Annotated in this window: 18 protein-coding genes and 1 tRNA gene; 12 read left to right on the top strand and 7 right to left on the bottom strand. The window is 70.2% G+C overall.

The window, feature by feature from the left end; all coding sequences use genetic code 11:
- Positions 1-243: 243 nt before the first annotated feature.
- Together WH85_RS16055 and WH85_RS16050 are read left to right on the top strand one after the other, a co-directional pair.
- Entirely contained in the window at positions 244-1,851 is a 1,608-nt protein-coding gene (locus WH85_RS16055) for a lysyl oxidase family protein (RefSeq protein WP_045742751.1), read from the top strand.
- A gap of 59 nt (positions 1,852-1,910) precedes the next feature.
- Positions 1,911-2,495 (top strand): DUF998 domain-containing protein, encoded by a 585-nt coding sequence (locus WH85_RS16050; protein WP_045742667.1) that lies wholly within the window; start codon positions 1,911-1,913, stop codon positions 2,493-2,495.
- 37 nt (positions 2,496-2,532) lie between these two features.
- On the opposite strand, the gene WH85_RS16045 is transcribed toward WH85_RS16050, so the two are convergent.
- Positions 2,533-3,597, bottom strand: coding sequence for an MBL fold metallo-hydrolase (locus WH85_RS16045; protein WP_045742666.1), 1,065 nt, complete (start codon positions 3,595-3,597; stop codon positions 2,533-2,535).
- 62 nt (positions 3,598-3,659) lie between these two features.
- On the opposite strand from WH85_RS16045, the gene WH85_RS16040 reads away from it, so the two are divergent.
- Positions 3,660-4,235, top strand: a complete 576-nt coding sequence (locus WH85_RS16040) for a TetR/AcrR family transcriptional regulator (protein WP_045742665.1) — start codon at positions 3,660-3,662, stop codon at positions 4,233-4,235.
- A 752-nt stretch (positions 4,236-4,987) separates the two neighbouring features.
- Positions 4,988-5,061: transfer RNA gene (locus WH85_RS16035), tRNA-Asp, on the top strand.
- Positions 5,062-5,091: 30 nt separating this feature from the next.
- Here the strand turns inward: WH85_RS16035 and WH85_RS16030 are convergent.
- Positions 5,092-5,409, bottom strand: coding sequence for a hypothetical protein (locus WH85_RS16030; protein ID WP_045742664.1), 318 nt, complete (start codon positions 5,407-5,409; stop codon positions 5,092-5,094).
- A gap of 128 nt (positions 5,410-5,537) precedes the next feature.
- Between WH85_RS16030 and WH85_RS16025 the strand changes: the two genes are divergently transcribed.
- The gene (locus WH85_RS16025) at positions 5,538-5,972 is read left to right on the top strand and encodes an ABC transporter ATP-binding protein (RefSeq protein ID WP_045742663.1); all 435 of its coding nucleotides are present in this window, start codon (positions 5,538-5,540) and stop codon (positions 5,970-5,972) included.
- Between the two features lie 220 nt (positions 5,973-6,192).
- Here WH85_RS16025 and WH85_RS16020 read toward each other — a convergent pair whose 3' ends face one another.
- Positions 6,193-6,801, bottom strand: a complete 609-nt coding sequence (locus tag WH85_RS16020) for a TetR/AcrR family transcriptional regulator (protein ID WP_045742662.1) — start codon at positions 6,799-6,801, stop codon at positions 6,193-6,195.
- 99 nt (positions 6,802-6,900) lie between these two features.
- Between WH85_RS16020 and WH85_RS16015 the strand changes: the two genes are divergently transcribed.
- Entirely contained in the window at positions 6,901-7,812 is a 912-nt protein-coding gene (locus WH85_RS16015; RefSeq protein WP_045742750.1) for an NAD-dependent epimerase/dehydratase family protein, read from the top strand.
- On the opposite strand, the gene WH85_RS47015 is transcribed toward WH85_RS16015, so the two are convergent.
- The gene (locus WH85_RS47015; protein WP_052720480.1) at positions 7,805-10,801 is read right to left on the bottom strand and encodes a DUF4132 domain-containing protein; all 2,997 of its coding nucleotides are present in this window, start codon (positions 10,799-10,801) and stop codon (positions 7,805-7,807) included. The genes WH85_RS16015 and WH85_RS47015 overlap by 8 nt on opposite strands.
- A gap of 16 nt (positions 10,802-10,817) precedes the next feature.
- A complete protein-coding gene (locus tag WH85_RS16005) occupies positions 10,818-11,633 on the bottom strand; it encodes a DUF4142 domain-containing protein (RefSeq protein WP_245673952.1) in 816 nt (271 codons plus the stop codon).
- Positions 11,634-11,763: 130 nt separating this feature from the next.
- On the opposite strand from WH85_RS16005, the gene WH85_RS16000 reads away from it, so the two are divergent.
- Positions 11,764-13,323, top strand: a complete 1,560-nt coding sequence (locus WH85_RS16000) for an outer membrane protein assembly factor BamB family protein (RefSeq protein WP_045742661.1) — start codon at positions 11,764-11,766, stop codon at positions 13,321-13,323.
- A gap of 301 nt (positions 13,324-13,624) precedes the next feature.
- The gene (locus WH85_RS15995; protein WP_045742660.1) at positions 13,625-19,066 is read left to right on the top strand and encodes an ATP-binding protein; all 5,442 of its coding nucleotides are present in this window, start codon (positions 13,625-13,627) and stop codon (positions 19,064-19,066) included.
- A 56-nt stretch (positions 19,067-19,122) separates the two neighbouring features.
- On the opposite strand, the gene WH85_RS48160 is transcribed toward WH85_RS15995, so the two are convergent.
- Entirely contained in the window at positions 19,123-19,296 is a 174-nt protein-coding gene (locus WH85_RS48160; protein WP_063775514.1) for a CsbD family protein, read from the bottom strand.
- Between the two features lie 118 nt (positions 19,297-19,414).
- On the opposite strand from WH85_RS48160, the gene WH85_RS15990 reads away from it, so the two are divergent.
- The 4 genes from WH85_RS15990 to WH85_RS15975 all read left to right on the top strand — a co-directional run bounded on the left by WH85_RS15990 (position 19,415) and on the right by WH85_RS15975 (position 22,061).
- Positions 19,415-19,795 carry a YccF domain-containing protein gene (locus WH85_RS15990; protein ID WP_211275376.1) on the top strand — a complete coding sequence of 127 codons (381 nt, stop codon included), beginning with the start codon at positions 19,415-19,417 and terminating at the stop codon, positions 19,793-19,795.
- 174 nt (positions 19,796-19,969) lie between these two features.
- Positions 19,970-21,037, top strand: coding sequence for a radical SAM family protein (locus WH85_RS15985; protein ID WP_157411022.1), 1,068 nt, complete (start codon positions 19,970-19,972; stop codon positions 21,035-21,037).
- Entirely contained in the window at positions 21,034-21,429 is a 396-nt protein-coding gene (locus WH85_RS15980) for a hypothetical protein (RefSeq protein ID WP_045742658.1), read from the top strand. The genes WH85_RS15985 and WH85_RS15980 overlap by 4 nt, the downstream gene beginning before the upstream one ends.
- Entirely contained in the window at positions 21,426-22,061 is a 636-nt protein-coding gene (locus WH85_RS15975) for a hypothetical protein (protein WP_045742657.1), read from the top strand. Before WH85_RS15980 ends, WH85_RS15975 begins: the two co-directional genes overlap by 4 nt.
- Here the strand turns inward: WH85_RS15975 and WH85_RS15970 are convergent.
- Entirely contained in the window at positions 22,035-22,442 is a 408-nt protein-coding gene (locus WH85_RS15970; RefSeq protein WP_045742656.1) for a hypothetical protein, read from the bottom strand. The two genes, WH85_RS15975 and WH85_RS15970, sit on opposite strands and share 27 nt — an antisense overlap.
- Position 22,443: the final 1 nt, after the last annotated feature.

Genomic DNA, 22,443 nt, shown 5'->3' with positions numbered 1-22,443 from the left:
CGGCCGGCGGACGTGGTATGCGTCCTCAGCGCCGGATCCGTCCTCAGCCACACCGGCAGACCCGCCCGGAGGATCAGATGATGCCCGGCCGGACCGAACGCCCCGACTGGACCGGCCGGGCTGGTGGCGGGCTCCGATCGGCTGACAGCTGCGGCACCAAAGACCTACAGCTTCTTCTCAGGTTCTGGGTTGAGATGTTCTCCACGTGACCGGCTCCTACCGGCCTGAGCAGTGGAGGAACGCTTGATCGAGTACCGGGGAAGCCGCTGGCCGGCCGTCGGAGTGGCGCTGGGAACGCTGGTGCTGAGCGGACTCGCGGTGGGCCCGGCGCAGGCCGCGACCACGCCGGCCCCGCTCAGCATGGTGGCGGCGACCGGGACCGTGACCGCCGAGCGGTACGCCGTCAAGGGCGAGCCGGCGTACGTCTCCCTCGACCTGGGCATGCACCTGATCGCGGGCCGGGACGCCTTCGAGGTGCGGGCGAGGCGTGCCGGGTACGACAAGCCGATCACCGCGACCCGCACGGTCGTCAAGAACGGTAGGAAGACGCAGGTCAAGCTGCCGGCCGGGACGGTCAAGGACTTCACCGGGCTGAAGGACTTCACCACGATCACCATCAAGGACAAGGCCGGTAAGACGGTCACGTCGTACCAGACGTCGTTCTGCGGCAACTCCTACTCGACCGGCCGGACCCGGCGGGACGCGCCGGCGACCAGCCCCTACCCGGCCGACTGCGGCGGGTACAGCCCGAACCCGTTCCGCCTCGGCGCGGTCTGGGGTGTGCAGGCGGGCTGGGACTCGGCCGTCGACGACCGGCCGCGGTCGGAGACACAACTGTCGAAGCTGACCGCCGGGACGTACACCGCGACCGCCACCGTCAACAAGAAGTACCGCAGCATGTTCGGCATCCCGGCAGCGAAGGCGGCGGCGACGGTCGCGGTGAAGGTCGTCGACGTGAAGACGGATGAGGGAGGGATCGAGGCGGCGCGGGCCGCGGACGCGCGGGCCGCCGGGCCGGTGGCCGCCGCCGGTCACGACGAGCACGGGCTGCACACGGAGCAGGGCGACGCGAGCCGGCAGGTCTCGTCGTACCTGTCCGAGTTCCGGGCTGCCGCGAGTCGTCCCGCCACCGTGAAGGCGACGCCGCAGGGCCCGAAGCCGGACCTCCGGTCGCTGCCGGCCTGGGGGATCTCGCTCACCCAGGGCGAGGACGAGAAGACCGGGAAGACCAACGGCAAGTGGTACGTGAACTTCGGCGCCACCGTGTGGAACGCCGGGACGTCCCCGCTCGTCGTCGACGGTTTCCGGCGTACCGGCACCGAGAAGATGGACGCCTACCAGTACTTCTTCGATGCCAAGGGCAAGCAGGTCGGTTCGAAGGCGGCCGGGACCATGCAGTGGGACCCGCGTGAGGGTCACATGCACTGGCACTTCACCGACTTCGCCCAGTACAACCTGCTGGCCGCGGACAAGAAACTCGCCGTGCGCAGCGGCAAGGAGGCGTTCTGCCTGGCCAACACGGATGCCGTCGACTACACGATCAAGGGTGCGAAGTGGCGTCCGGACAACACGTCGCTGGCCACGTCCTGCGGCGCGAACACGGTCGTCGCGGTGCGTGAGGTCCTCGACATCGGCAACGGTGACACCTACAGCCAGGACCGCCCCGGCCAGTCGTTCGACATCACCAACCTGAAGAACGGCACGTACTACATCCAGGTGAAGGCCAACCCGTCGAACCACCTGGCCGAGCTGACCACGAAGAACAACACCTCACTGCGAAAGATCATCATCGGGGGTACGGCCAAGAAGCGCACCCTGACCGTCCCCGCGGTCCACGGCATCACCGGCTGACCGGCCGGCTGCCCGGCCCTGCCGATCGGCGTCCCGGTCGGCAGCGGTTGAATGGCGCGATGACATCATCGTCCGTGCCGTGGTGGGCGGTCCTGTCGTCGGCGTCGGCGCCGGTGCTGCTGATCGGCGGCTGGGAGGTCGCCGCCCGGCGGCAACCGGCCGGCTTCGACAGCACGGTCGACACGATCAGCGCGCTGGCCGCCCTGGACGCCACCGACCGGTGGCTGATGACCGCGGCCCTCGTCGGCGTCGGCATCGCCCACGTGGTGACCGCGCTCGGACTGTCTCGGGCGGCGCCGGCGGGCCGGATCGTCCTCGGACTCGGCGGGGTGGCGACGATGCTGGTGGCGGCCTTCCCGCTCGCACCGGACGCTTCCACGACCGCCCACATGACGGTGGCCACCGCCGCGTTCGTCGCCCTGGCCGTGTGGCCGGCGCTGGCCTGGCGTCGCGGCCCCGGCCCGGCGGCGCTGCGCCCGGCGGTGTCGTCCGCCGCCGCCCTGGTCCTGCTCGGCCTGATCGGCTGGTTCGCCGTCACCCTCACCACCGGCGACCATGTAGGCCTGGCCGAACGGGTGGCCGCCGGCGCGCAGTCGCTCTGGCCCCTGGCCACGGTCCTCTCCAGCCGTGGTTCAGGAAGATGATCGAGCAGACCCCGGAATCGGGCCGGGGGATGACCTCTTAAGCGATCTGCTCCCACCAGGCGTCGAACTCCGGCGGGCTGTCCACGTCGATGCGCTCGCCCGGACGCGGGACCGCGAGGCGTACGCCATGAGCCTTCGACTCCTGCCAGACGCGTTCGACGGGCTCGGCCCAGCGGTGGGCGGCCAGTTCGAAGGTGGCCCAGTGCACGGGGATCATCAGTCCGCCCTGAACGTCACGGTGCACGGCGACACCGTCCTCGGGGAACATGTGGATGTCCGGCCAGTCGTGGCTGTACGCGCCGATCTGCACCAGCGTCGCGTCGAACGGCCCGTGCTGCGCGCCGATCTCCGCGAACCCGGGGAAGTAGCCGGTGTCACCCGAGTAGAAGACCTTCCGGGACGGGCCGTTGATCACCCAGCTGGCCCAGAGGGTGTCGTCGCGGCTGAGCCCGCGCCCGGAGAAGTGCCGGGCCGGCGTGGCGATCAACTCGACGCCGGCGACCCTGACGCTCTCGTTCCAGTCGAGTTCGGCGATCCGGTCGGCCGGCACACCCCAGCGCTCCAGGTGCGCGCCCACTCCGAGCGGCACCGCGAACGTCACCGGGTGCTCGGTGTTCGCGGCGAGCTGCTGGATCGTCGCCATGTCCAGGTGGTCGTAGTGGTCGTGCGAGATCACCACGGCGTCGACCGGCGGCAGCTCGTGCAGCGCGACCGGCGCCGCGTGCAGCCGCTTCGGCCCGGCCAGCTGCGACGGCGAGCAGCGGTCGCTCCACAGCGGGTCGAGCAACACGCGGCTGCCCTCGATCTCGATCAGCGCGCTGGAGTGCCCGTACCAGGTGATGTGCAGGCCGTCCGCGTCGCCGCCGCTACTTCGCACCACCGGGATGTCATGCTTCGGCCGCCGTGCCTCGCCGCCGAACAGCGCCCCGGCGGCGACCCGCGGAATCGCACTGAGCGACAGCGAGTTGCTGGTCGGCACACTGTTGCGGAACTTGCCACCGTCGAACTGCGGAGAGGCTTGGATCCGGGTACGCCGTGAGCCGCTCGCCTTCGCACCGATCTGCGCGGCGATGTTGGCCGGGGACGGGTTCTTCGTCGTCATGCCCCTAATGTAGGCGGCGATAACAATGTATGCAACGCCAACATTTTGATAGGGTGGCTCGCATGGCTTACCACCACGGAGACCTGCGCGCGGCCCTGCTGGCTGCGGCCGAGGACGCGCTGCGCACGCGGGGCCCGGGCGAGCTGTCACTGCGCGAACTGGCCCGCGAGGTGGGGGTGAGCCCCGCCGCCCCGAGTCGGCACTTCCGGACAAAACAGGCATTGCTGGACGCGTTGGCGATGGAGGGCTACGACAGGCTGACCGCCGTGCTGGGCCCGGCCCTGACCGGAGGCTCGTTCGCGGACCGGTTGAACGCGCTGATCCGCTCCTACGTCACCTTCGTGACGGAGAACGTGGCCCTGCACGAGCTGATGTTCTCCCGCAAACACGACCCGTCCGCCCCGCCCGAGCTGATCGCCGCGACGCACCGGCTGATGGGCCTGGCCCTGGGCGTGATCGAAGACGGCCAGCGGCGGGGCGAGGTGCGTGCTGGGCCGGCGCTGGAGCTGGCGGTGCCGCTGGCCGCGGTCCTACAGGGCCTGGCCGACCTGACCTCGCACGGAGGTTTGCCGGACGCGAAGGCCGAGGACGCCTTGCGCGAGACGATCGCCTTCACGCTGCGCGGCTACGCCCCCTGATCAGGGGACTCATGATTCCTCGGCTGCGAGTTCGGATCCTGCCGGATGCCACGTGCTTTGGTCTGCGGGACCATGCGGTATGAGCTGTCTTCGGTGAAGACTTCGATCGGGTGTTAACCATCGACAAGGAGTCATGGGGGATCAGTCCTGATGGCAGGCGCTTTGGCTGGATACTGGGCGCCATCGCATCGAATATCAAGGGCCTCCGGCGTGAGCGGGGGGAGTTCCCGGCAAGCGTCGTGTTCGCTGGTTGACGAGCAGCTCAAAGGCCTCTTCGGCATGGTTCACCACGATCTCTTGGGTTCCTCTTTGATCTTCTCAGCTAGCTGGCCGCACTCGCCGAACGGTAGGACGGCTACCTTCGAGGACTCCGGCTGAAGAGTGAACCGCCTGTCGGGGACTCCTGTGGCGGGTGCCTTGCGGGCTATTCTTGTCATGTCGCCGCCCGTGCTGACGGCTCTGCCCAGTCGTCAGCCGGTGCGGCGTTTTGTATGAGATTCCCCTACGCCTCCTGAAGGGGAATGGCCTCGTTCCTGTAAGAGAGCCGGGTGCCGTCGTCGACGCCGTGCTGTTGCAGCACCTGGCGGGCTGCGATATCTGGGCTGGAACGAACCGAGCCGTCCCGCCGGGCACCTCCCGAGCAGGAGGCGCCGCCGCGGATGGCGCCGGTAGGGTCCCCTCGAGGGGCGCCGGAGGGCTTTGGTAAGTTTTACAACGAAGGCAGCGAGCAACAAGCGCCGCCTTCACATCGAGGTCCTGTGGAGCAGTTGGAGTGCTCGCCGCCCTGTCAAGGCGGAGGTCGCGGGTTCAAGTCCCGTCAGGACCGCACTATCGTCACTCAGGCTGTGGTTCCCGACTACAGCATCTGGTCGCGGGCTACCGCCAGGCCAAAGGTCAAAGCCGGCACCACCGAAACCGCGAGCATGCGCCGCCACGGCAGGGTACTCAGGCGCTTGTCCATGACCATCGTCACGCCCAGCACGGTGCCGGAGCTCGCCAGCAGGGCCATCGCCACGGACACCGATCGCCACGCCCAGCCCTCGCCGGGCCAGAGCGTGACGAGGGTGCCGACGGCCCCGATGCTGACGGGCAGTGAGATCAGCAGGAACGGCATCGTGACCTTGAGCCGGAAGCTCTCACTGATCAGATCCGGGTCTTCTGCTGCATCGCGCACGTGCCGAGCCTAGGAGGCGTGCGGTCGTTACACGAGTACGGCTTCGATCCGACGGTATGAGCGTCTCCGGGGCGGAGGCTGGGATCAGCCGACCGCCTTGTGACACTCCAGCAGGGCCACGTCGTGGCGTGTTCACCGAAACCCTGGCCGGCAACCTGCGGCTCGCCGACCCGGACGCCACCGACGGGGCGCTGGTGGCGGCCCTGGACGCGGTCGGCGCCGGCACGGACGGGCTGGACACCGCACTCGGGCCGCTCGTGGACGACGCCCGGATCCAGCAGATCGCCCTGGCCCGGGTGCTGCTCGCCGACCCGCCGGTGGTGGTGGTGCTCGACGAGGCCACCGCGCACGGCGGCGCCGGCGGCAGCCTGGACGCCGCGGTCCGGGCGGCGATCCGCGGGCGGACCGCGATCATCGTGGCGCACCGGTTCACCCAGGTCGCGACGGCTGACCACATCGTCGTCCTGGAGCGTGGCCGGATCCGCGAGCAGGGCACCCACGCCGACCTGGTCGGCCGGGCCGACGGTGCCTACGCCCGCCTGCACCGGGCAGCCGTCGGCTGAACACGTTTCGTGTTCAGAGTGCGAAGCCCGCGCGTGTGGTGATTTCGGGCGCGGTGGGCGCCGAAAGTCAACACACCCGTGGGGGTGTGGTGATTTCGGGCGCGGTGGGCGCCGAAAGTCAACACACCCGTGGGGGTGTGGTGATTACGGGCGCGGTGGGCGCCGAAAGTCAACACACCCGTGGGGGTGTGGTGATTACGGGCGGGCTGGACGCCCGAAGTCAACACGCAGGCAGACCGGGGCGGTGCCGCCAGCCGAGGAGGATGGCGTCGACGGCCTGCTCGGCGAGGTGCTGGGCCCGCTCGGTGCCGACGGCCTCCAGCCGGCCCAGTGTCGCCATCCCGTGCAGTGTGCCCCACAGGATCTCGCACGAGGCGTTGTCGCCCGGCGGTTTCACGCCGTGCACCGCCGACCAGGCGGCCAGCAGCTCGGCCAGCAGGTCGATCGTCGGCTGGGCGGCCTCCAGGCGGCCGGCCGCGCCGACGGCGGTGCCGTTCATCGCCTCGTACAGGTGCGGGTGGTCGCCGGCGAAGCGCACGTAGCCCGCGGCGACGCGCAGCAGCCGCTGATCGGGATCGGTCTCCGCCGTGGCGATGGCGCGGGCCTCGGTCAGCAGCAGCGTGTAGCCGTGCGTGACCAGTTCCAGCATCAGGCCGTCCTTGCCGGCGAAGTGCTGGTAGACGACCGGCGCGGTGTACTCCACCTCGGTCGCGATGCGCCGGACCGTCAGCGCGGCGGCGCCCTCCTCCTCCAGGACCTGCAGCGCGGCCGTGAAGATCCGGTCGCGGATGCCGGCCCGTTCGCGGGCACGTCGTGTGCTGGTGGGCATGGACTCAGACAGTAGTGACCCTCCTTGACAGTGCTGTCGGTGCATGTCTAGCTTAACGGCGTTAGAAGATCTAACAACGTTAGAAACGGAATGCGGATCATGCCTGACCACGTCGTCCTCGGTGCCGGATCGATCGGCTCGAACGTCGCGCTCCTCCTCGCCGACCGCGGCGAGACCGTCCGGATCGTCACCCGCGGGGGCGCCGGGCCGGACCATCCGCTGATCGAGCGGGTCGCCGCCGACGCCGCCGACGCGGAGCGCCTGACCACGCTGTCCCGGGGCGCGAAGGTGATCTACCACTGTGCGAACCCGGCGTCGTACACCACCTGGCACCGTCTCCTGCCGCCGCTGCAAACCGCGGCCATCGCCGCAGCCCAGGCCAACGACGCGGTCCTCGCCAACACCGGGAGCACCTATGCGTACGGGCCGCAGCCCGGCACGCTGACCGAGCACACCCCGCTGTCCGCCACCGGGCGCAAAGGCCTGCTCCGCAAGGAGAACTGGGAACGGTCCCTGGCGGCGGGCATCCGTACCTTCGAGGCGCGCAGCTCCGACTTCATCGGCAGGGACGCCTACGGCTACTACGCGATGATCCTCGAACCGGCCCTGAAGAGGGGCGGCGCCGCCTGGGTGCCCGGCCACCTGGACATGCCGCACACCTTCACCTACAACCGGGACGTGGCGAGCACCCTGGTCGCCCTGGCCGCCGACGGCCGCGCCTGGGGGCGCGCCTGGCACGTGCCGTCCCCGCCGCCGGTAACCCTCCGCGAACTGGCCGCCCGCTACGCCGCCGCAGCGGGGAAGCCGCCGATCAGGCTGATCCCGCTGCCCCGCTTCGCGATGCGCCTGGCTGGGACGGTCGTGCCGATGGCCCGCGAGATCGCCGAGATGGACTACCAGTGGTATGCCCCGCTCGTCATGGACGCCACCGAGACCATGAAGACGTTCGACCTTACCGCTACCGATCTCGACGTGGCGATCCGTGACCAGGTGAGCGCCCTGGTCAGCTGAGGGTGCGCAGGTCGTGGATCATTTCGGAGAAGGCCACCGGGGGTGCGGAATCGTAGGAGAGGCCGACGACGGTCTGTGGGGGAGCGGAGTCCACGGTGTCGGAGGCGTGCCAGCCGGGGTCGGTGCGCAGGATCGCGTGGCCGCCGCCGGGCAGCGGCTTCGCCATCTGCACCGAGGCGTCGTACCAGCGGATCCAGCCGTGCCGCTCCAAACCACGAAGAGCCCCATAAGTCGTCGAGAGGCCGATGTAGCGGTCAAAAGCCGAAAAATCGGTGTATGTCGGTCTGTCGACCTGCGGGAACGGCGGCAACAACTCGTAGTCGGCGAACACCGGTCCCCACTCGTCGAGAGACTGTCGCACCGGATGCGCGACGACCAGCGACGCGGCCGGAGGCAGGGTGAAGGCATCGTCGTCGACGGTCGCCAGGGAACCGTCCTCGGCGACCCGGACCGTGGACACCAGCGTGTCGTCGACGAGGACACCCCAGACCAGCCGCTGCGCCAGGTGCGTCATCCACGGGTGCCGGGCGAACCGGTCCTGGAACACGGCGGCCGGGATCCGGCGTTCCGTGCACATCGCCCGTTCCAGCCGCGTGATGTGCAGGGACGCCGACGCCCGCGCCTCCTTCCGCAGCGCGGCCAGTCCCGGCACGCTCCGCGGGGGCTTGCCGGGACCGTGCAGCACCGGCAGCAGCTGATGGTCGAACCCGATCCGCCAGGTGACGCCGCCCGCATCGAGGGTGTCGGAACCGGACAGGCCCAGCGACGGTACGAGCCGGTCCGCCAGTTCGTCAGCGGTCAGCCCCTGTCGTTCGGCGATGGCCTCGATGTGTTCGCGGGCGCGGCTCTTGAACACCGGGAACCGGGACCGTTCGGCCAGCAGACTGAGCTCGATCAGCGCCGCGTCGGTGCCCCGGTGCCGCAGCGCGTCCAGGGCGGCCTGCGCCCGGGCGGCGGCGTTGGTGCCCGCCCACTGCCGGGCGTAGGACGCCAGCTTGCGGGCGCCGGCGTCGTCGCCGATCAGGCCGACCGCCTGCATGCACCAGCTGTCGGCGGGCGGCGTCCCGGCGGCGAGCCACTTCTCGAACAGCGTGTCGGCGAGGGCGGCCAGCGCCACCGGGTCGCCGTTCGTCCGGGCCGCGAGGACGGCCGGGTGCACGTAGTCGGCGTCGCACGACGCCAGGCGTACCAGAAAGTCAGAGGCAGTGAGATAGGCCGGGATCTTGGGAAGGTCGGCGCCGGGCGCGTCGAGCGGGTCCTCGTCGAGGAAGGCGGCCAGGCCGGGGTCCCGGTCGAGGAGCAACGACCGGTGGCCCTGGGTGTCGAGGTAGCGCAGCACCCGCGCGGCCGCCGGGTCGCCGGTGCCCATCGCGATCGCCCCGGCCGCCGCGTGGGCGGGGTGCCGCAGCAGCCACGACCGGGCCAGCCGGCGGTGCTTCTTGCCGGCGAACGCCCGGGCGACCGGCGCGGTCAGCGACACGTGCCCGACCGGTTGTGCCGCTTCCAGGGCCGCGTCGACCTGCACCTCGAACGCGGCCGCCAGCGGCGCCACGTGACTCACCCCGTGCCGGAGCAGCAGCAACGGGATCAGCGACCGGATCCAGTACTGCTGGATGTCGAATCCGAGCGCCATCAGCCGTTCGTGCGTCCAGCGCGGCGCGAGGGCCAGCGCCGGGAGCGTCGCCGGGATCCGCCAGTGTTCCCGATGTTCCAGCCACGCCGTGACCTGCGCCTCGTCACACCGCGAGATCGGCACACCGTCCCAGCGTTCGGCGTCCTCGTAGACCCCGGCCCGCTCGGCCGTCTCCCGTTCCGCGTCCCGGAACCGGATCTCCGGCGGCACGGACACGTCCAGCAACGGCACGGTCTGACGATCAAAGGATTCAAAACCGGACGGCACCCCCTGGGGTACGGGCGGAGCCTGCTCGTCCGCAGCCGTGAAGCCCGTGGCCCACGGGTGGCCCGCGGACCGTTCCGCCTCCAGCACCTCCCGGGCCGTGTCGTCGTCGACGTGCGCGAGCAGTGAGCACCACACCCCGTTGTAGTGCGGGTGATCCTCGAACGGGTAGGACGGCCGCATCCGGGCCAGGACCGGTCCGGCCGCCGCGCCCGCCACGTCGAGGACGCCGGCCAGGTGGAGCCGACCTCCGGAGGTGCCGAAGAACTCGTGCCGGACCCGCGGGTTGGCCTTCAGGAACCGGGACAGCGTGTCGAGGTCGCCGGAGGCCAGACCGCAGGCGTGCACCGGGGAGTTGCCGAACTCGCCGACGTGCCGCAGGGCCTCGGCGTGGGCCTGCTGCTCGTCGGGGCCGGACCGCGGGCCGACCGGGATCAGGTGACTGACCGCCCAGAACAGGTCGGCCCGGGTGTTGCCGTCGAGGACGGCGGCTCTCTCGTCGCGTACCCCGAGAAGGGTCTGCAGGGTTCGGGTGTAGGTCGTGTCGTCGGCGATGACCAGGAGTTCCCGCAGGCGGCCGAAGACCCCGGTGCCGAGGTAGGGCAGGTCCACGTGGAAACCGTCGAGGACGCGGCGGCACGCCTCGGGCAGGCCGTGCGCGGCGACCAGGAAGTCGGCGAGCCACTCGTCGACGCCCTGGTGCACGTATTGAAACTTCTCACGGACCGCCCGGACCAGCGCGACGTCCTCGGCGGCCGTGCCGATCCGCGGCTCGACGGCCAGCAGCCGCTCGCCGAGACGACGGTCGCTCGCCTCCGGGGAGGTCAGCAGACCCCACACCCGGGACCGAACGGACGAGGCCTCCCGGATCGCGTGGTCCTGCGCCCAGATCGAGAAACGCAGACCGGCCCAGGCGTCGTCGAGACCGGCGAGCGGCCGGACGGCGGTGTCGATGCCACCGCGCCGGGGCGGCAGCACCGATCGCAGCCAGCCGGTGACGTGCAGCCCGTCCCGCCGGTCGCCGAGAGCGTCGAGATCCGGCGTCCAGGCGGCGGGCGCGGGCGAGGCGGGTGGCGCGTCCCAGGAGGTCACCGCGCCACCCTACGATTCATCGGCTGTAGCGGGCCCGGCGGTTGCGGTATCCGGGACGGCGGTTGTTGACGATCTGGTGGGTCGCGACGGCGCCGACGGCCAGCCCGGCGGCGAGCGCGGCCAGCAGCACCGGCATGTTCACGGTGTCGAACCCGAGGTCGCCGTCGTTCCCGGCGCCCGCGGCGGCCAGCACCGGGTCGGGCGCCGCGCTGGTGGCCGCGGCCGGGGCGGGTGCGGTGGGCAGGGCCTTGAAGTCGACGATGTTGCTGCTCTCCAGGAGCGTCATGTGGGTCATGACGAACTGGTTCGCCTGCTGCGCCAGTTTGCGGATGGTGTCGTTGCGGGTGCCCGCCCGGATCGTTGCGATGGCCGGGAAGATCTTGCCATGGGCGGCGCGGAGCCGGTCGATGTAGATGGCGTCGAATTCGGTGCCCTGGGCCGCCTCCATCTCGGCGAGCCAGCCCTTCTGGTCGGCGTTGGGCTCGTCCGGCAGGTCGATGTCCAGCTTGGCCGCGGCGTCCTTGGCCAGCTGGTCGAGTTCGGCGTGCTGGTCGGCGATGCTCTGGCCGATCTGCTTGATCCGCGTGCTGTCCGACAGGTCCTGCGCCATCTCGCCGGCCGGGATCTCCCACAGCCCGGCCAGCCGGACCCGGATGACGAAGTCGACGTCGGCCTCCGACACGGCGACGCCGTTGCGGTTGAGCAGCAGGTCCTCCGGCGGGACCGGGACGTCGGCCATCGCCTGGTCCGGGGTCAACAGGAGAACAGCGGCACCGACCAGTGCGGCGCTCGACAGACGACGAAAAGAAGACATGAACCGGCCGGCGGTCATGCGAACCTCCTTGAACTCAGGGTGACGAGTGGTGATACGCAGCTCCGCCACCTGCGGATCAAGGTCGGAGAGATTGATGGGAGCGCTCCTCTAGAGTGGGCCGCAAGTCGACTGCGACACGGGGAGTGACATGATCAACAACCCGTTCCGTCTCACCATGTTCATCGGAGTGCTGCTGGCTCTGCTGGCAGCGACGACCGGGCCGGCGCCCGCCTCCGGGCGCCCGAACGCAGACTGGCCCACCTGGCAGGGCGACACCTACGGCACCAGGCACGCCGCGGCAGAGCAGAAGATCACCGCGGGCAACGTCGGCAAACTCAAGCTCAAGTGGGCGTTCGCCTACCCGAAGACCGGGGCGCCGGCCAAGAGCCAGCCGGCCGTCGTTGGCGGGGTGGTGTACTTCGGCGGCCCGGACGCCAGGTTCTACGCGGTGGACGCCAGAACCGGCGCCACCCGGTGGAGTTTCGCGCTGCCCAGCGGTGGCGTGACCCAGGACGGGCCGGCCGTCGCGAAGGGCAAGGTGTTCTTCGGCGACAGCTCCGGGTTCGTCTACGCGCTCGACCAGCGCACCGGCGCGCTCAAGTGGTCGCGGGACACCGAGACCCACCCGGCCGGGATGCACACCAGTTCGCCGCTGTACCACGACGGCAAGATCTACATCGGGGCGTCCAGCGGGGAGAACACCGGGGGAGCGGACTACCCCTGCTGCACCTTCCGGGGGCACATCGACGCCCTCGACGCGGAGACCGGTGCGCAGGTCTGGCGGTTCTGGACCGTGCCCGAACCGGTGCAGGTCGGCACCTGGCCGTCCGGCGCGGCCCGCTGGGAACCGTCCGGCGCCGGCGTGTGGAGCTCACCGGTGATCGACCCGAAGACGAACACGCTGTACGTCGGGACCGGCCAGAACTACACCGGCAGCGCGGGCGACTTCGACTCGCTGCTGGCCTTGGACGCCCGGACCGGCGCGGTCCGCTGGAAGGAACAGGTCACCGACGCCGACACCTGGCGCAGCCTGTGCAACGAGCCGGACGCCGAGGGGTACTGCCCGGGGCTCGAGGACGGCACGAACCTCGACTACGACATCGGCGCGACACCGAACCTGTTCACCGTCGGCGGCCGTAAGCTGGTCGGCGTCGGGCAGAAGAGCGGGGTCTACCACACGTTCGACGCCCGCACCGGTGACGTGGTGTGGCGCCGGCAGCTCGGGGTGCCGCTGCCCAGCGGCGGGATCTCCGGCCTGCAGTGGGGTGGCAGTTACGACGGCAAGCGGCTCTACCTGGCGAGTTACTTCGCCGATCCGGGCACGGTGTTCGCGGTGAACCCGGCCGACGGGCAGGTGCTGTGGCAGACGCCGAACCCGGCGGACGGCTGCACGACCGGTGGGGCGGCCGCGTTCCCGGACGTCTGCGCCCTCGCGCACGCTCCGGCGGTGACCAGCAGCCCGGGGGTGGTGTTCGAGGGCAGCAACGACGGCAAGTTCCGGGCGTACTCGGCGACGACCGGCGCGGTGCTGTGGCAGTACGACACGCTGCGGGAATTCGCCGGGGTGAACGGCCTGACCGGGTTCGGCAGCGCGCTCTCCGGCAGCGGCGGGGCGGTCGTCTCCGGCGGGATGGTCTATGTCCAGTCCGGTTACTGGCCGTTCTATCCCAGCGAGCACGGCAACGTGTTGCTGGCGTTCGGCCTGTGAGAAGTTCTCATTCCTCGCTTTTTGCCCGAGGTGAACTACTGATTGTCAACTTACTGACGAGTTCTGTTTTGCCAAAATAACAGTTGAGGAAATACGGCCATGGGGTGACCGTCGCCCCATGGCCGTTGACCTGCGGAGTCGACCCTGTCACGCATTACGGTGACAATGGTGGGGAACCCGCACCGGCGCGGCCTGAACACGTACTGCAGTCGAGATCCACTACAGTCTTGTCCGGTCGCGCCGGAGTCAAACCGATTTCGTGGTGGACCACTCGTGTTGTGGAGAGGAAGGGCTCGATCCGGTGTTCAGTCGTATCGTGATCGTCAACCGGGGTGAGGCGGCAAGGCGTCTCATCCATGCTGCCAGGGAACTGGCCGCGGAGACCGGGACGCCGATCGAGACCGTCGCCCTGTACACCGACGTCGACCGCAACGCCACGTTCGTGCGCGAGGCCGACGTCACCTACGACCTCGGACCCGCGTCCGCACGGCCGTACCTCGATCTCAAGGTGCTCGAACGCGCCCTGGTCGAGACGAAGGCCGACGCCGCGTGGGTGGGTTGGGGCTTCGTCGCCGAGGACCCGGCCTTCGCCGAACTGTGCGAGCGTGTCGGCGTCACCTTCATCGGCCCGAGCGCGGACGCGATGCGCCAGCTCGGTGACAAGATCGGCGCGAAGCTGATCGCCGAGGAGGTCGGTGTCCCGGTCGCGCCGTGGAGCCGCGGACCGGTCGAGAGCCTGGAGGCGGCCCGCGAGGCGGCCGGCCGGATCGGCTACCCGCTGATGCTCAAGGCCACCGCCGGTGGCGGCGGCCGCGGCATCCGGGTGATCCGCAGCGAGGCCGAGCTCGACGACGCCTACGAGCGGACCAGCCAGGAAGCCGCCCGCGCCTTCGGCAGCGGCATCGTCTTCCTGGAACGCCTGGTCACCGGCGCCCGCCACGTCGAGGTCCAGGTGATCGCCGACGGTCAGGGCGGTGCGTGGGCGCTCGGTGTGCGCGACTGCTCGATCCAGCGCCGCAACCAGAAGGTGATCGAGGAGTCGGCGTCGCCGGTCCTCAGCCCGCAACGCGCGGCCGAACTCAAGGAGTCCGCCGAACGCCTGGCGATCCGGGTCGGCTACCGCGGCGCGGCCACCGTCGAGTTCCTGTACCACCCCGGCGACGACGTGCTCGCCTTCCTCGAGGTCAACACCCGCCTCCAGGTGGAACACCCGATCACCGAGTCGACCACCGGGTTCGACCTGGTCAAGGGCCAGATCTTCGTGGCCTCCGGCGGCAGGCTCGAAGGCCGCCCGCCGGCCGAACGCGGCCACGCCGTCGAGGCCCGGCTCAACGCCGAGGACCCGGACCGCGACTTCGCCCCGTCCCCGGGACGCATCGTCCGGCTCGACTTCCCGGCCGGCCCCGGCATCCGGGTGGACACCGGCGTCAGCGAGGGCGACAGCATCCCCGCCGACTTCGACTCGATGATTGCGAAGATCATCGCGTACGGCCGGAACCGTGCCGAGGCCCTGGCCCGTCTCCGCAAGGCGATGGGCGAGACCACCGTCATCATCGAGGGCGGCTCCACCAACAAGAGCTTCGTCCTCGACCTGCTCGACCAGCCCGAGGTGATCGACGGCAGCGCCGACACCGGCTGGATCGACCGGGTCCGCGGCGAGGGCCGCCTCGTCTCGCACCGGCACTCCGCGGTCGCGCTCGCCGCCGCCGCCATCGAGGCGTACGAGGAGCAGGAGAACGTCGAACGCCAGCGCCTGCTGTCGACGGCGTTCGGCGGCCGCCCCCAGGTGCAGCACAAGAGCGGGCAGGCCCTCGACCTGAAACTGCGCGGCGCCGCCTACCGGGTGCGGGTCGCCCGGGTCGGCGCACACCGGTTCCGGGTCGGCATCGAAGCCGGCGCCGACGTGCGGACCGCCGACGTCGAACTGGACCGGCACGACGCGCACACCTGGCAGATCGCCGTCAACGGCTCCCGCCACCGCCTGAAGGTCGGCACCCACGGCCCGATCCACCTGGTCGAGGTCGACGGCGTCACCCACCGGGTCAGCCGCGACGAGGGCGGCGTGCTGCGCTCGCCGATGCCCGCCCTGGTCGTCGCCACCCCGCTCGCCGTCGGCGCCGAGGTCGAGGCCGGCGCGCCGGTCCTGGTCCTCGAGGCCATGAAGATGGAGAACGTGCTCCGCGCACCGTTCAAGGCCCGCCTCAAGGAGCTCGTCGTCACGGTCGGCAGCCAGGTCGAGACCGGCGCGCCGCTGCTGCGCCTGGAACCGATCACCGACGGCGCGCAGGACGAGGCCGCCGCCGCCACCGAACACGTCGAACTGGACCTGCCGGCCCCGGCCGGTGCGGCCGCCGCCCAGCGTCTGCGGCGCGGCCAGCAGGACCTGCGCAGCCTGCTGCTCGGCTTCGACGTCGACCCGCTCGACGAGCGCCGGGTGCTGGCCGACTACCTGTCCGCCCGCCGCGTCGCCATCGAGGAGCACCGGCGCCCGCTCAGCGAGGAGCTGGAACTGTTCGGCGTCTTCGCCGACCTGGCCGAGATCAGCCGCAACCGGCCGGCCGGCGAGGACCACTCCGGGCACGTGCACAGCGCCCGGGAGTTCTTCCACACGTACCTGCAGAGCCTCGACGTGGAACGGGCCGCCCTGCCGGCCTCCTTCCAGGCCCGGCTCACCCGGGCGCTGCGCCACTACGGCGTGACCGAGCTGGAACGCACCGCCGACCTCGAATCCGCGGTGTTCCGGATCTTCCTGGCCCTGCAGCGGGCCTCCGCCGACGTCACGGTGGTCACCACCCTGCTGCGCTCCTGGCTGCAGGAGCCGCCGCCGGAGGAGGCGCTGCGCGAGTCCGTCGGCCTGGCCCTGGAACGGCTGATGGCCGCCACCCAGGTCCGCTTCCCGGCGGTCGCCGACCTCGCCCGCGGTGTGGTGTTCGCCTGGTTCGCCCAGCCGCTGCTGCGCCGCGAACGCGCCAACGTGTACGCCGGGGTCCGCCGCCACCTGCGGCTGCTCGACGAGAACCCGGCCGCCCCGGACCGCGCCGAGCGCATCGCCGAAATGGTCCGCAGCACCGAGCCGCTGGTCCGGCTGCTCGGCCAGCGCCTGGTCCGGGCCGACCGCGACAACACGGTCATGCTCGAGGTCCTCAACCGCCGCTACTACGGCAACAAGGGCCTGACCTCGATCGCCGCCCGCGACGTCGACGGCTGCACGTTCGTCGTCGCCGACCGGGCCGGTTCCCGGGTGGTGTCGGCCGCCGTCCGCTTCGACGCGCTCGGCACCGCCCTGCGCGGCCTGGCCGAACTGGCCGGCGGTGAGGAGTCCCTCGACGCCGACCTCTACCTGGCCTGGGAGACCCAGTCCGACGACTCGGACACGATGGCCGCCGCGCTGCTCGACGTGATCAACGCGAACCCGGTCCCGGCACAGGTCCAGCGGATCACCACCACGGTCGCCGGCCGCAACGGCGCGGTCATGCACCACCACTTCACGTTCCGGCCGGAGACCGCCGGGATGGCCGAGGAACGCCTGATCCGCGGCCTGCACCCGCACATCGCCCAGCGCATGCAGCTGGAACGACTGCGCCGGTTCGACCTCACCCGCCTGCCCGCCGCGGACGAGGAGATCTACCTGTTCCGCTGCGTCGCCCGGGAGAACCCGGCCGACGAGCGCCTCGTCGCGTTCGGCCAGGTCCGCGACCTGACCGAACTGCGTGACCAGGACGGCCGGCTGGTCGCCCTGCCGACCACCGAGGACGTCATCGCGACCTGCCTCGACTCGTTCCGCCGGGTGCAGGCGCAGACCCCGTCGAAGCGGCGGTTCCGGACCAACCGGATCGTGCTGTACGTGTGGCCGGTCATCGAGTTCACCGCCGCCGAGGTGCAGACCCTCGCCGACCGGGTGCTGCCGACCGCCACCGGCGCCGGCCTCGAGGAGATCCAGTTCATCGGGCGGCGGCGCGACGCGGCCACCGGCGAACTGGTCAAGACCGCGATCCGCATCTCGCAGGGCGTCACCGGCCGGGCCGAGGTCACCTTCGGCGAGCTGTCCGACGAACCGGTCGAGCCGCTCGACGACTACCGCCTCAAGGTGCTGCGCGCGGCCAGCCGCAACACGGTGTACCCGTACGAGCTGACCGGGGTCCTCGGTCTGTTCGCCGAGCACGACCTGGACGAGGACAACAAGCTCGTCCCGGTCGACCGGCCCCGCGGCCACAACAGGTCCGGCCTGGTCGCCGGCGTGGTCAGCACCCCGACCGCCCGCCACCCGGAAGGCGTCACCCGGGTCGTGCTGCTCGGCGACCCGACCAAGTCGCTGGGCGCGCTCGCCGAACCGGAGTGCCGCCGGGTCATCGCCGCCCTCGACCTCGCCGAGACGATGGGCGTACCCCTGGAGTGGTTCTCCCTCTCCTCGGGCGCGAAGATCTCGATGGACTCGGGCACCGAGAACATGGACTGGGTGGCCGAGGCGCTGCGGCGCATCGTCGAGTTCACCCAGGCCGGCGGTGAGATCAACATCGTGGTGTCGGGCATCAACGTCGGCGCCCAGCCGTACTGGAACGCCGAAGCCACCATGCTCATGCACACCAAGGGCATCCTGGTGATGACGCCGGACTCGGCGATGGTGCTCACCGGCAAGCAGGCCCTGGACTTCTCCGGCGGCGTGTCGGCCGAGGACAACTTCGGCATCGGCGGCTACGACCGGGTGATGGGCCCCAACGGTCAGGCGCAGTACTGGGCGCCCGACCTGGCGGCCGCGGTCGACGTGCTGATGTCGCACTACGACCACACCTACGTGGCGGCCGGCGAGACCCGACCCCGCCGGGTGCCGACCAGCGACCCGGCCGACCGGGACGTCTCGTCGTTCCCGCACGCCGCCGAAGGCAGCGACTTCACCACCGTCGGCGAGATCTTCTCGTCGACGGCGAACCCGGACCGCAAGAAGGCGTTCGACATCCGTACCGTGATGCGCGCCGTCTCCGACCAGGACCACCCGGTGCTGGAACGCTGGGCCGGCATGGCCGACGCGGAGACCTCCGTCGTGCAGGACGTCCACCTCGGGGGCATGCCCGTCTGCCTTCTCGGCATCGAGTCGCGGTCGGTGCAGCGCCGGGGCTTCCCGCCCACCGACGGCCCGGACACCTACACCGCCGGCACGCTGTTCCCCAGCTCGTCGAAGAAGGCGGCCCGCGCGATCAACACGGCAAGCGGCAACCGTCCGCTGGTCGTGCTGGCGAACCTGTCCGGCTTCGACGGCTCGCCGGAGTCGATGCGCAAGCTGCAGCTGGAGTACGGCGCGGAGATCGGCCGGGCCATCGTGAACTTCCAGGGCCCGATCGTGTTCTGCGTGATCTCCCGGTACCACGGCGGCGCGTTCGTGGTGTTCTCGAAGCGGCTCAACCCGAACATGACCGTCCTGGCGGTCGAGGGCTCGTTCGCCTCGGTGCTCGGCGGCGCCCCGGCGGCGGCGGTCGTCTTCACCGGCGAGGTCACCGCCCGGACCGCGGCCGACCCGCGGATCAAGGACCTGCAGGCCCGGGTGGCTACCGCGTCCGGCGCCGAGCGCAGCGTGCTCGCCGCCGAACTCGAGGAGCTGCGCGGCTCGGTGCGTACCGAGAAGCAGGGCGAGGTGGCCGCCGAGTTCGACCGGGTGCACAGCATCCAGCGGGCGGTCACGGTCGGCTCGGTGGACGAGGTGATCACCGCGGCTGAGTTGCGCCCGCGGATCATCGCCGCCATCTCCTAGGGACACATGAGGGAGGGGCCGCAGCGTAACGCTGCGGCCCCTCCCTCATGTGGATCTCAAGACTTGAAAGCGTCCTTGATCTTCTCGCCGGCCTGCTTGAGGTTGGAACTCGTCTGGTCGGCCTTGCCCTCGGCCTCCAGGCGCTCGTCGTCCGTTGCCCGGCCGACGCCCTCCTTGACCTTGCCGCCGATCTCTTCAGCCTTGTTGTCGGCCTTGTTGTCGAGTCCCATCAGGCACCTCCGCTGTGTTTCGCTTGACCACCCGATACCCGGCCGCCCCAGCGGTGACGCGCGATCGGTGCGGAACGGCCCCGAAGGGACGACACTGGCACGGCATTGTCATGCTGAACTGGTGCGACTGATCCTCAACATCCTCTGGTTCATCTTCGGCAGCGGCTTCCTCCTCGGCATCGGCTACGCGTTCGCCGCGCTGATCTGCTTCGCCCTGATCGTCACCATCCCGTTCGGCGTGGCCGCCTGGCGCCTGGCGATCTACTCCCTGTGGCCGTTCGGCCGCACGGTCGTCGACCGCCGCGACGCCGGCCTCGCCTCCGGCCTGGCCAACATCCTCTGGCTGGTCCTGGCCGGCTGGTGGATCGCCCTGGCACACATCACCGCGGGCATCGCCCAGTGCGTGACGATCATCGGCATCCCGTTCGGCATCGCCAACTTCAAACTGGTCCCGGCCGCGCTCTGGCCCCTCGGCCGCGAGATCGTCGACCTCGACTGAGGATCAAAACCCCTTTGCGGGTACGCCGTGAGCACCGTCGACCTCCCGGCCGAAACGAGCCGGTGCGGCTGAGTCTCTCGCCGTAGCGAGCCGACAACCAGCCCTCGACCTTCCACCCGCCCGGCGGTTCGGTGTGGTCACCTGGACAGGTGACCACACCGCGGAGGAGCATCGATGGCGGTCTCATTCATGCCGCATCGCCGAACCGCTTGGACAGGTGGGTCGATGACAACCCCTTCAGCGAACCGTGCCATCCAGCGCGCATACACCCAGGTACGTACCTCCACCGGGCAGATCCTGCTGACCGATCTGACGAAGACCAGGCTCGGCGCTGTTCAGAACCGCTTCTTCCGGCTGTTCGTCCCGGTGAAGCGGAGCCGGTTGCGGCTGCCGACCGGTCTTCCGGAGTTCAACGCCATGCGGCACCTGGCGACGCTGTCGGACAGCCCGGTGCTGGCGGCCGCCCGGCTCGGCGGGCACTGGAGCGATCACAACCTCGCGGCCATCTGCCACGTCGCTGCCTGTAACCTGCGCTGCCCGTACTGCTACGTGGAGTTCCGGCATCTGGGCGCTCAGGACGGTTTTCAGGCCACCGCCGCCGATCTGGTGAGCGTCTTCGGGACTCTTCGCCGCGAGCGGCAGCAGGCCGGAGAACAGCTGTCCATTCTGCGCATCAGCGGCGGGGAGCCCCTGCTCGTTCCCGAATTCCTCGCCGACGTGTACGACGAACTGCGGCGGCAGGACCTCGCCGGGACCTGCTTGCTCAAGGTCGAGAGCAACATGACCGCCTTGGCGTACGCCCTGGAGTCCGCCCCTGCTGGAACCGCCGCCCGGTTGCACTCGATCGGTGGATTGGCGGTCCACGTCACGATCCATCCGACGCCCGATGACGCCGACTGGCCATGGGTTCTCATGGGTCTGCGCCGAGCTCTCGAACTCGGTATGGACGTCTATCCAGCGATCGGTGGAGCCGGCTGGAGCGACGCCCAGTTGTCCACTTTGTATGCGGCATTGGCCGAGCTGGCGCCCGATCTGCCGTTGCGTCTCGCCGTACGGCCGTTCAACCTTTCGTACGACGCACTGACCACCCGCCGCGGCCTCGACCGGTATGCCGTGCCGGCCGGTCCCTCCCCTTCGATGCGCTGGGAACAGTTGACGATGGCGAAGCGGGGCCGGCGGTATCTTCAGTGCCCACGGCATCTGGTCTCGCTGGGAGACCCCGCGAAGGGAGCGACATCGTGAGCGCGCGCGAGCTGACCATCTGCAGCAGTTCCAAGTACTACGACGTGGTGCGGACCGTTGCCGGTCACCTCGCCGAGCGCGGGATGACTGTCAACACCCCACGGTTCGATTTCAACGAGCAACTCGTCGAGGTGACCCCGGAGCAGAAGCGGAAGCTCACCCACGAGTTCCTCAACAAGATCCGGCGCTCGGCCGCGATCTACATCGTCGCCGCCGACGGCTACACGGGCCGCAGCGTCTGCATCGAGACGGGTTTCGCGGCCGCACTGGGCCTGCCCGTCTACATCTCGGAGCCACCGGCTGAAGCGGCCATCGCCGCCCTGGTCACGAAGGTCGTCAGCACCGCGGACGCACCGGACTTCCTCGCCGAGGCGCTACCGGACGGCAGATGAGAATCTGCGCGCCGTCGCTGTCGAGCCGCCTGCACACACCGGCCTACGCCCATCTGCGAACCACGTTCGGGCTGACCGAGGAGATCGAGCAGTATCGGCAACTGCGATTGCAGGCCGGCGACCACGACATCCTGCTGTGCCGGGGCAGCGACGTCCCGCAGATTGTGGCGCTGGAGATCGCTGATGTCGGCCTGACCGGCTACGACGTCGCCGTCGAGTGGGCGCTCGCCAACGATCGGGAGCTGGACGTCCGCGATCTCGGCCCGAGCCGGGCGTCCTTCGTGTGCTTCGTGACCGTCCCCGGCCGCCGGGTGGGCCGTATCTACTCGGAGTATCCCGCGATCACGACCCGCTGGCTGACCGAGTCACGGCAGTACGATCAACTACCGATCGTGCCCATGCACGGCTCCACCGAGGCGGTGATCGCCGCGGACCCTCTGGGCGGCGGGGTCCTACTGGTCACCAGCGGTGACACGCTGCGCGCCAACGGTCTCAGTGACGCCTTCCCGTTGCTGTCCACCGACCTGTGCCTTGTATCGCTGCCAGGACGGATGCCGGAGCGCTGGGGTGATCAGCCGACCGAGGAACTGCCCTCACTGACCGTGTCACGAAAGATGCCGATCGGCCACTGACAGCGCCCGTCTCAACCGTTGCAGATCCCGCGCACACTCCCGTGGCATGGTCAGCCGCAGCCGCCAGAGCAGGAAGTCGACGGGAGTCGGCGAGCCGGGCTGCCGGGCGGCCACCGAAACGGCCCAGACGTATTGAAAGGCGAGGGCGTGGCGTGCGCCGTCGATGGCGAACGAGAGCCGGAACCATTCGCCGGCTTCGGGCGGCAACGAGAAGACTCGGTCGTGCCGCCGGCGGTCGGTGAGAGCCCGGGCCAGGGCCGGCACGGTGAGGCCGTCCGACGATCTGGCGACGGTCCAGGAGATCCGGCTGCACATCGACAGATGCGAGGCACTCTCGATGATGCCCAGACAGCAGGGTGCCGAGATCTGCCGTGAGCGCATC

The sequence above is a fragment of the Actinoplanes rectilineatus genome (assembly GCF_000962825.1).
Classification (GTDB): Bacteria; Actinomycetota; Actinomycetes; order Mycobacteriales; family Micromonosporaceae; genus Actinoplanes; species Actinoplanes rectilineatus.
This window is presented reverse-complemented; position numbering and strand designations above follow the sequence as displayed.

What these genes read in the sequence shown, in the direction of transcription:
- WH85_RS16050 (WP_045742667.1), top strand. Translation starts at nt 1,911, where the DNA reads ATGACATCATCGTCCGTGCCGTGGTGGGCGGTCCTGTCGTCGGCGTCG.
- WH85_RS16045 (WP_045742666.1), bottom strand. Translation starts at nt 3,597, where the DNA reads ATGACGACGAAGAACCCGTCCCCGGCCAACATCGCCGCGCAGATCGGT.
- WH85_RS16040 (WP_045742665.1), top strand. Translation starts at nt 3,660, where the DNA reads ATGGCTTACCACCACGGAGACCTGCGCGCGGCCCTGCTGGCTGCGGCC.
- WH85_RS16020 (WP_045742662.1), bottom strand. Translation starts at nt 6,801, where the DNA reads ATGCCCACCAGCACACGACGTGCCCGCGAACGGGCCGGCATCCGCGAC.
- WH85_RS16015 (WP_045742750.1), top strand. Translation starts at nt 6,901, where the DNA reads ATGCCTGACCACGTCGTCCTCGGTGCCGGATCGATCGGCTCGAACGTC.
- WH85_RS16005 (WP_245673952.1), bottom strand. Translation starts at nt 11,633, where the DNA reads ATGACCGCCGGCCGGTTCATGTCTTCTTTTCGTCGTCTGTCGAGCGCC.
- WH85_RS16000 (WP_045742661.1), top strand. Translation starts at nt 11,764, where the DNA reads ATGATCAACAACCCGTTCCGTCTCACCATGTTCATCGGAGTGCTGCTG.
- WH85_RS48160 (WP_063775514.1), bottom strand. Translation starts at nt 19,296, where the DNA reads ATGGGACTCGACAACAAGGCCGACAACAAGGCTGAAGAGATCGGCGGC.
- WH85_RS15985 (WP_157411022.1), top strand. Translation starts at nt 19,970, where the DNA reads ATGGCGGTCTCATTCATGCCGCATCGCCGAACCGCTTGGACAGGTGGG.
- WH85_RS15975 (WP_045742657.1), top strand. Translation starts at nt 21,426, where the DNA reads ATGAGAATCTGCGCGCCGTCGCTGTCGAGCCGCCTGCACACACCGGCC.
- WH85_RS15970 (WP_045742656.1), bottom strand. Translation starts at nt 22,442, where the DNA reads ATGCGCTCACGGCAGATCTCGGCACCCTGCTGTCTGGGCATCATCGAG.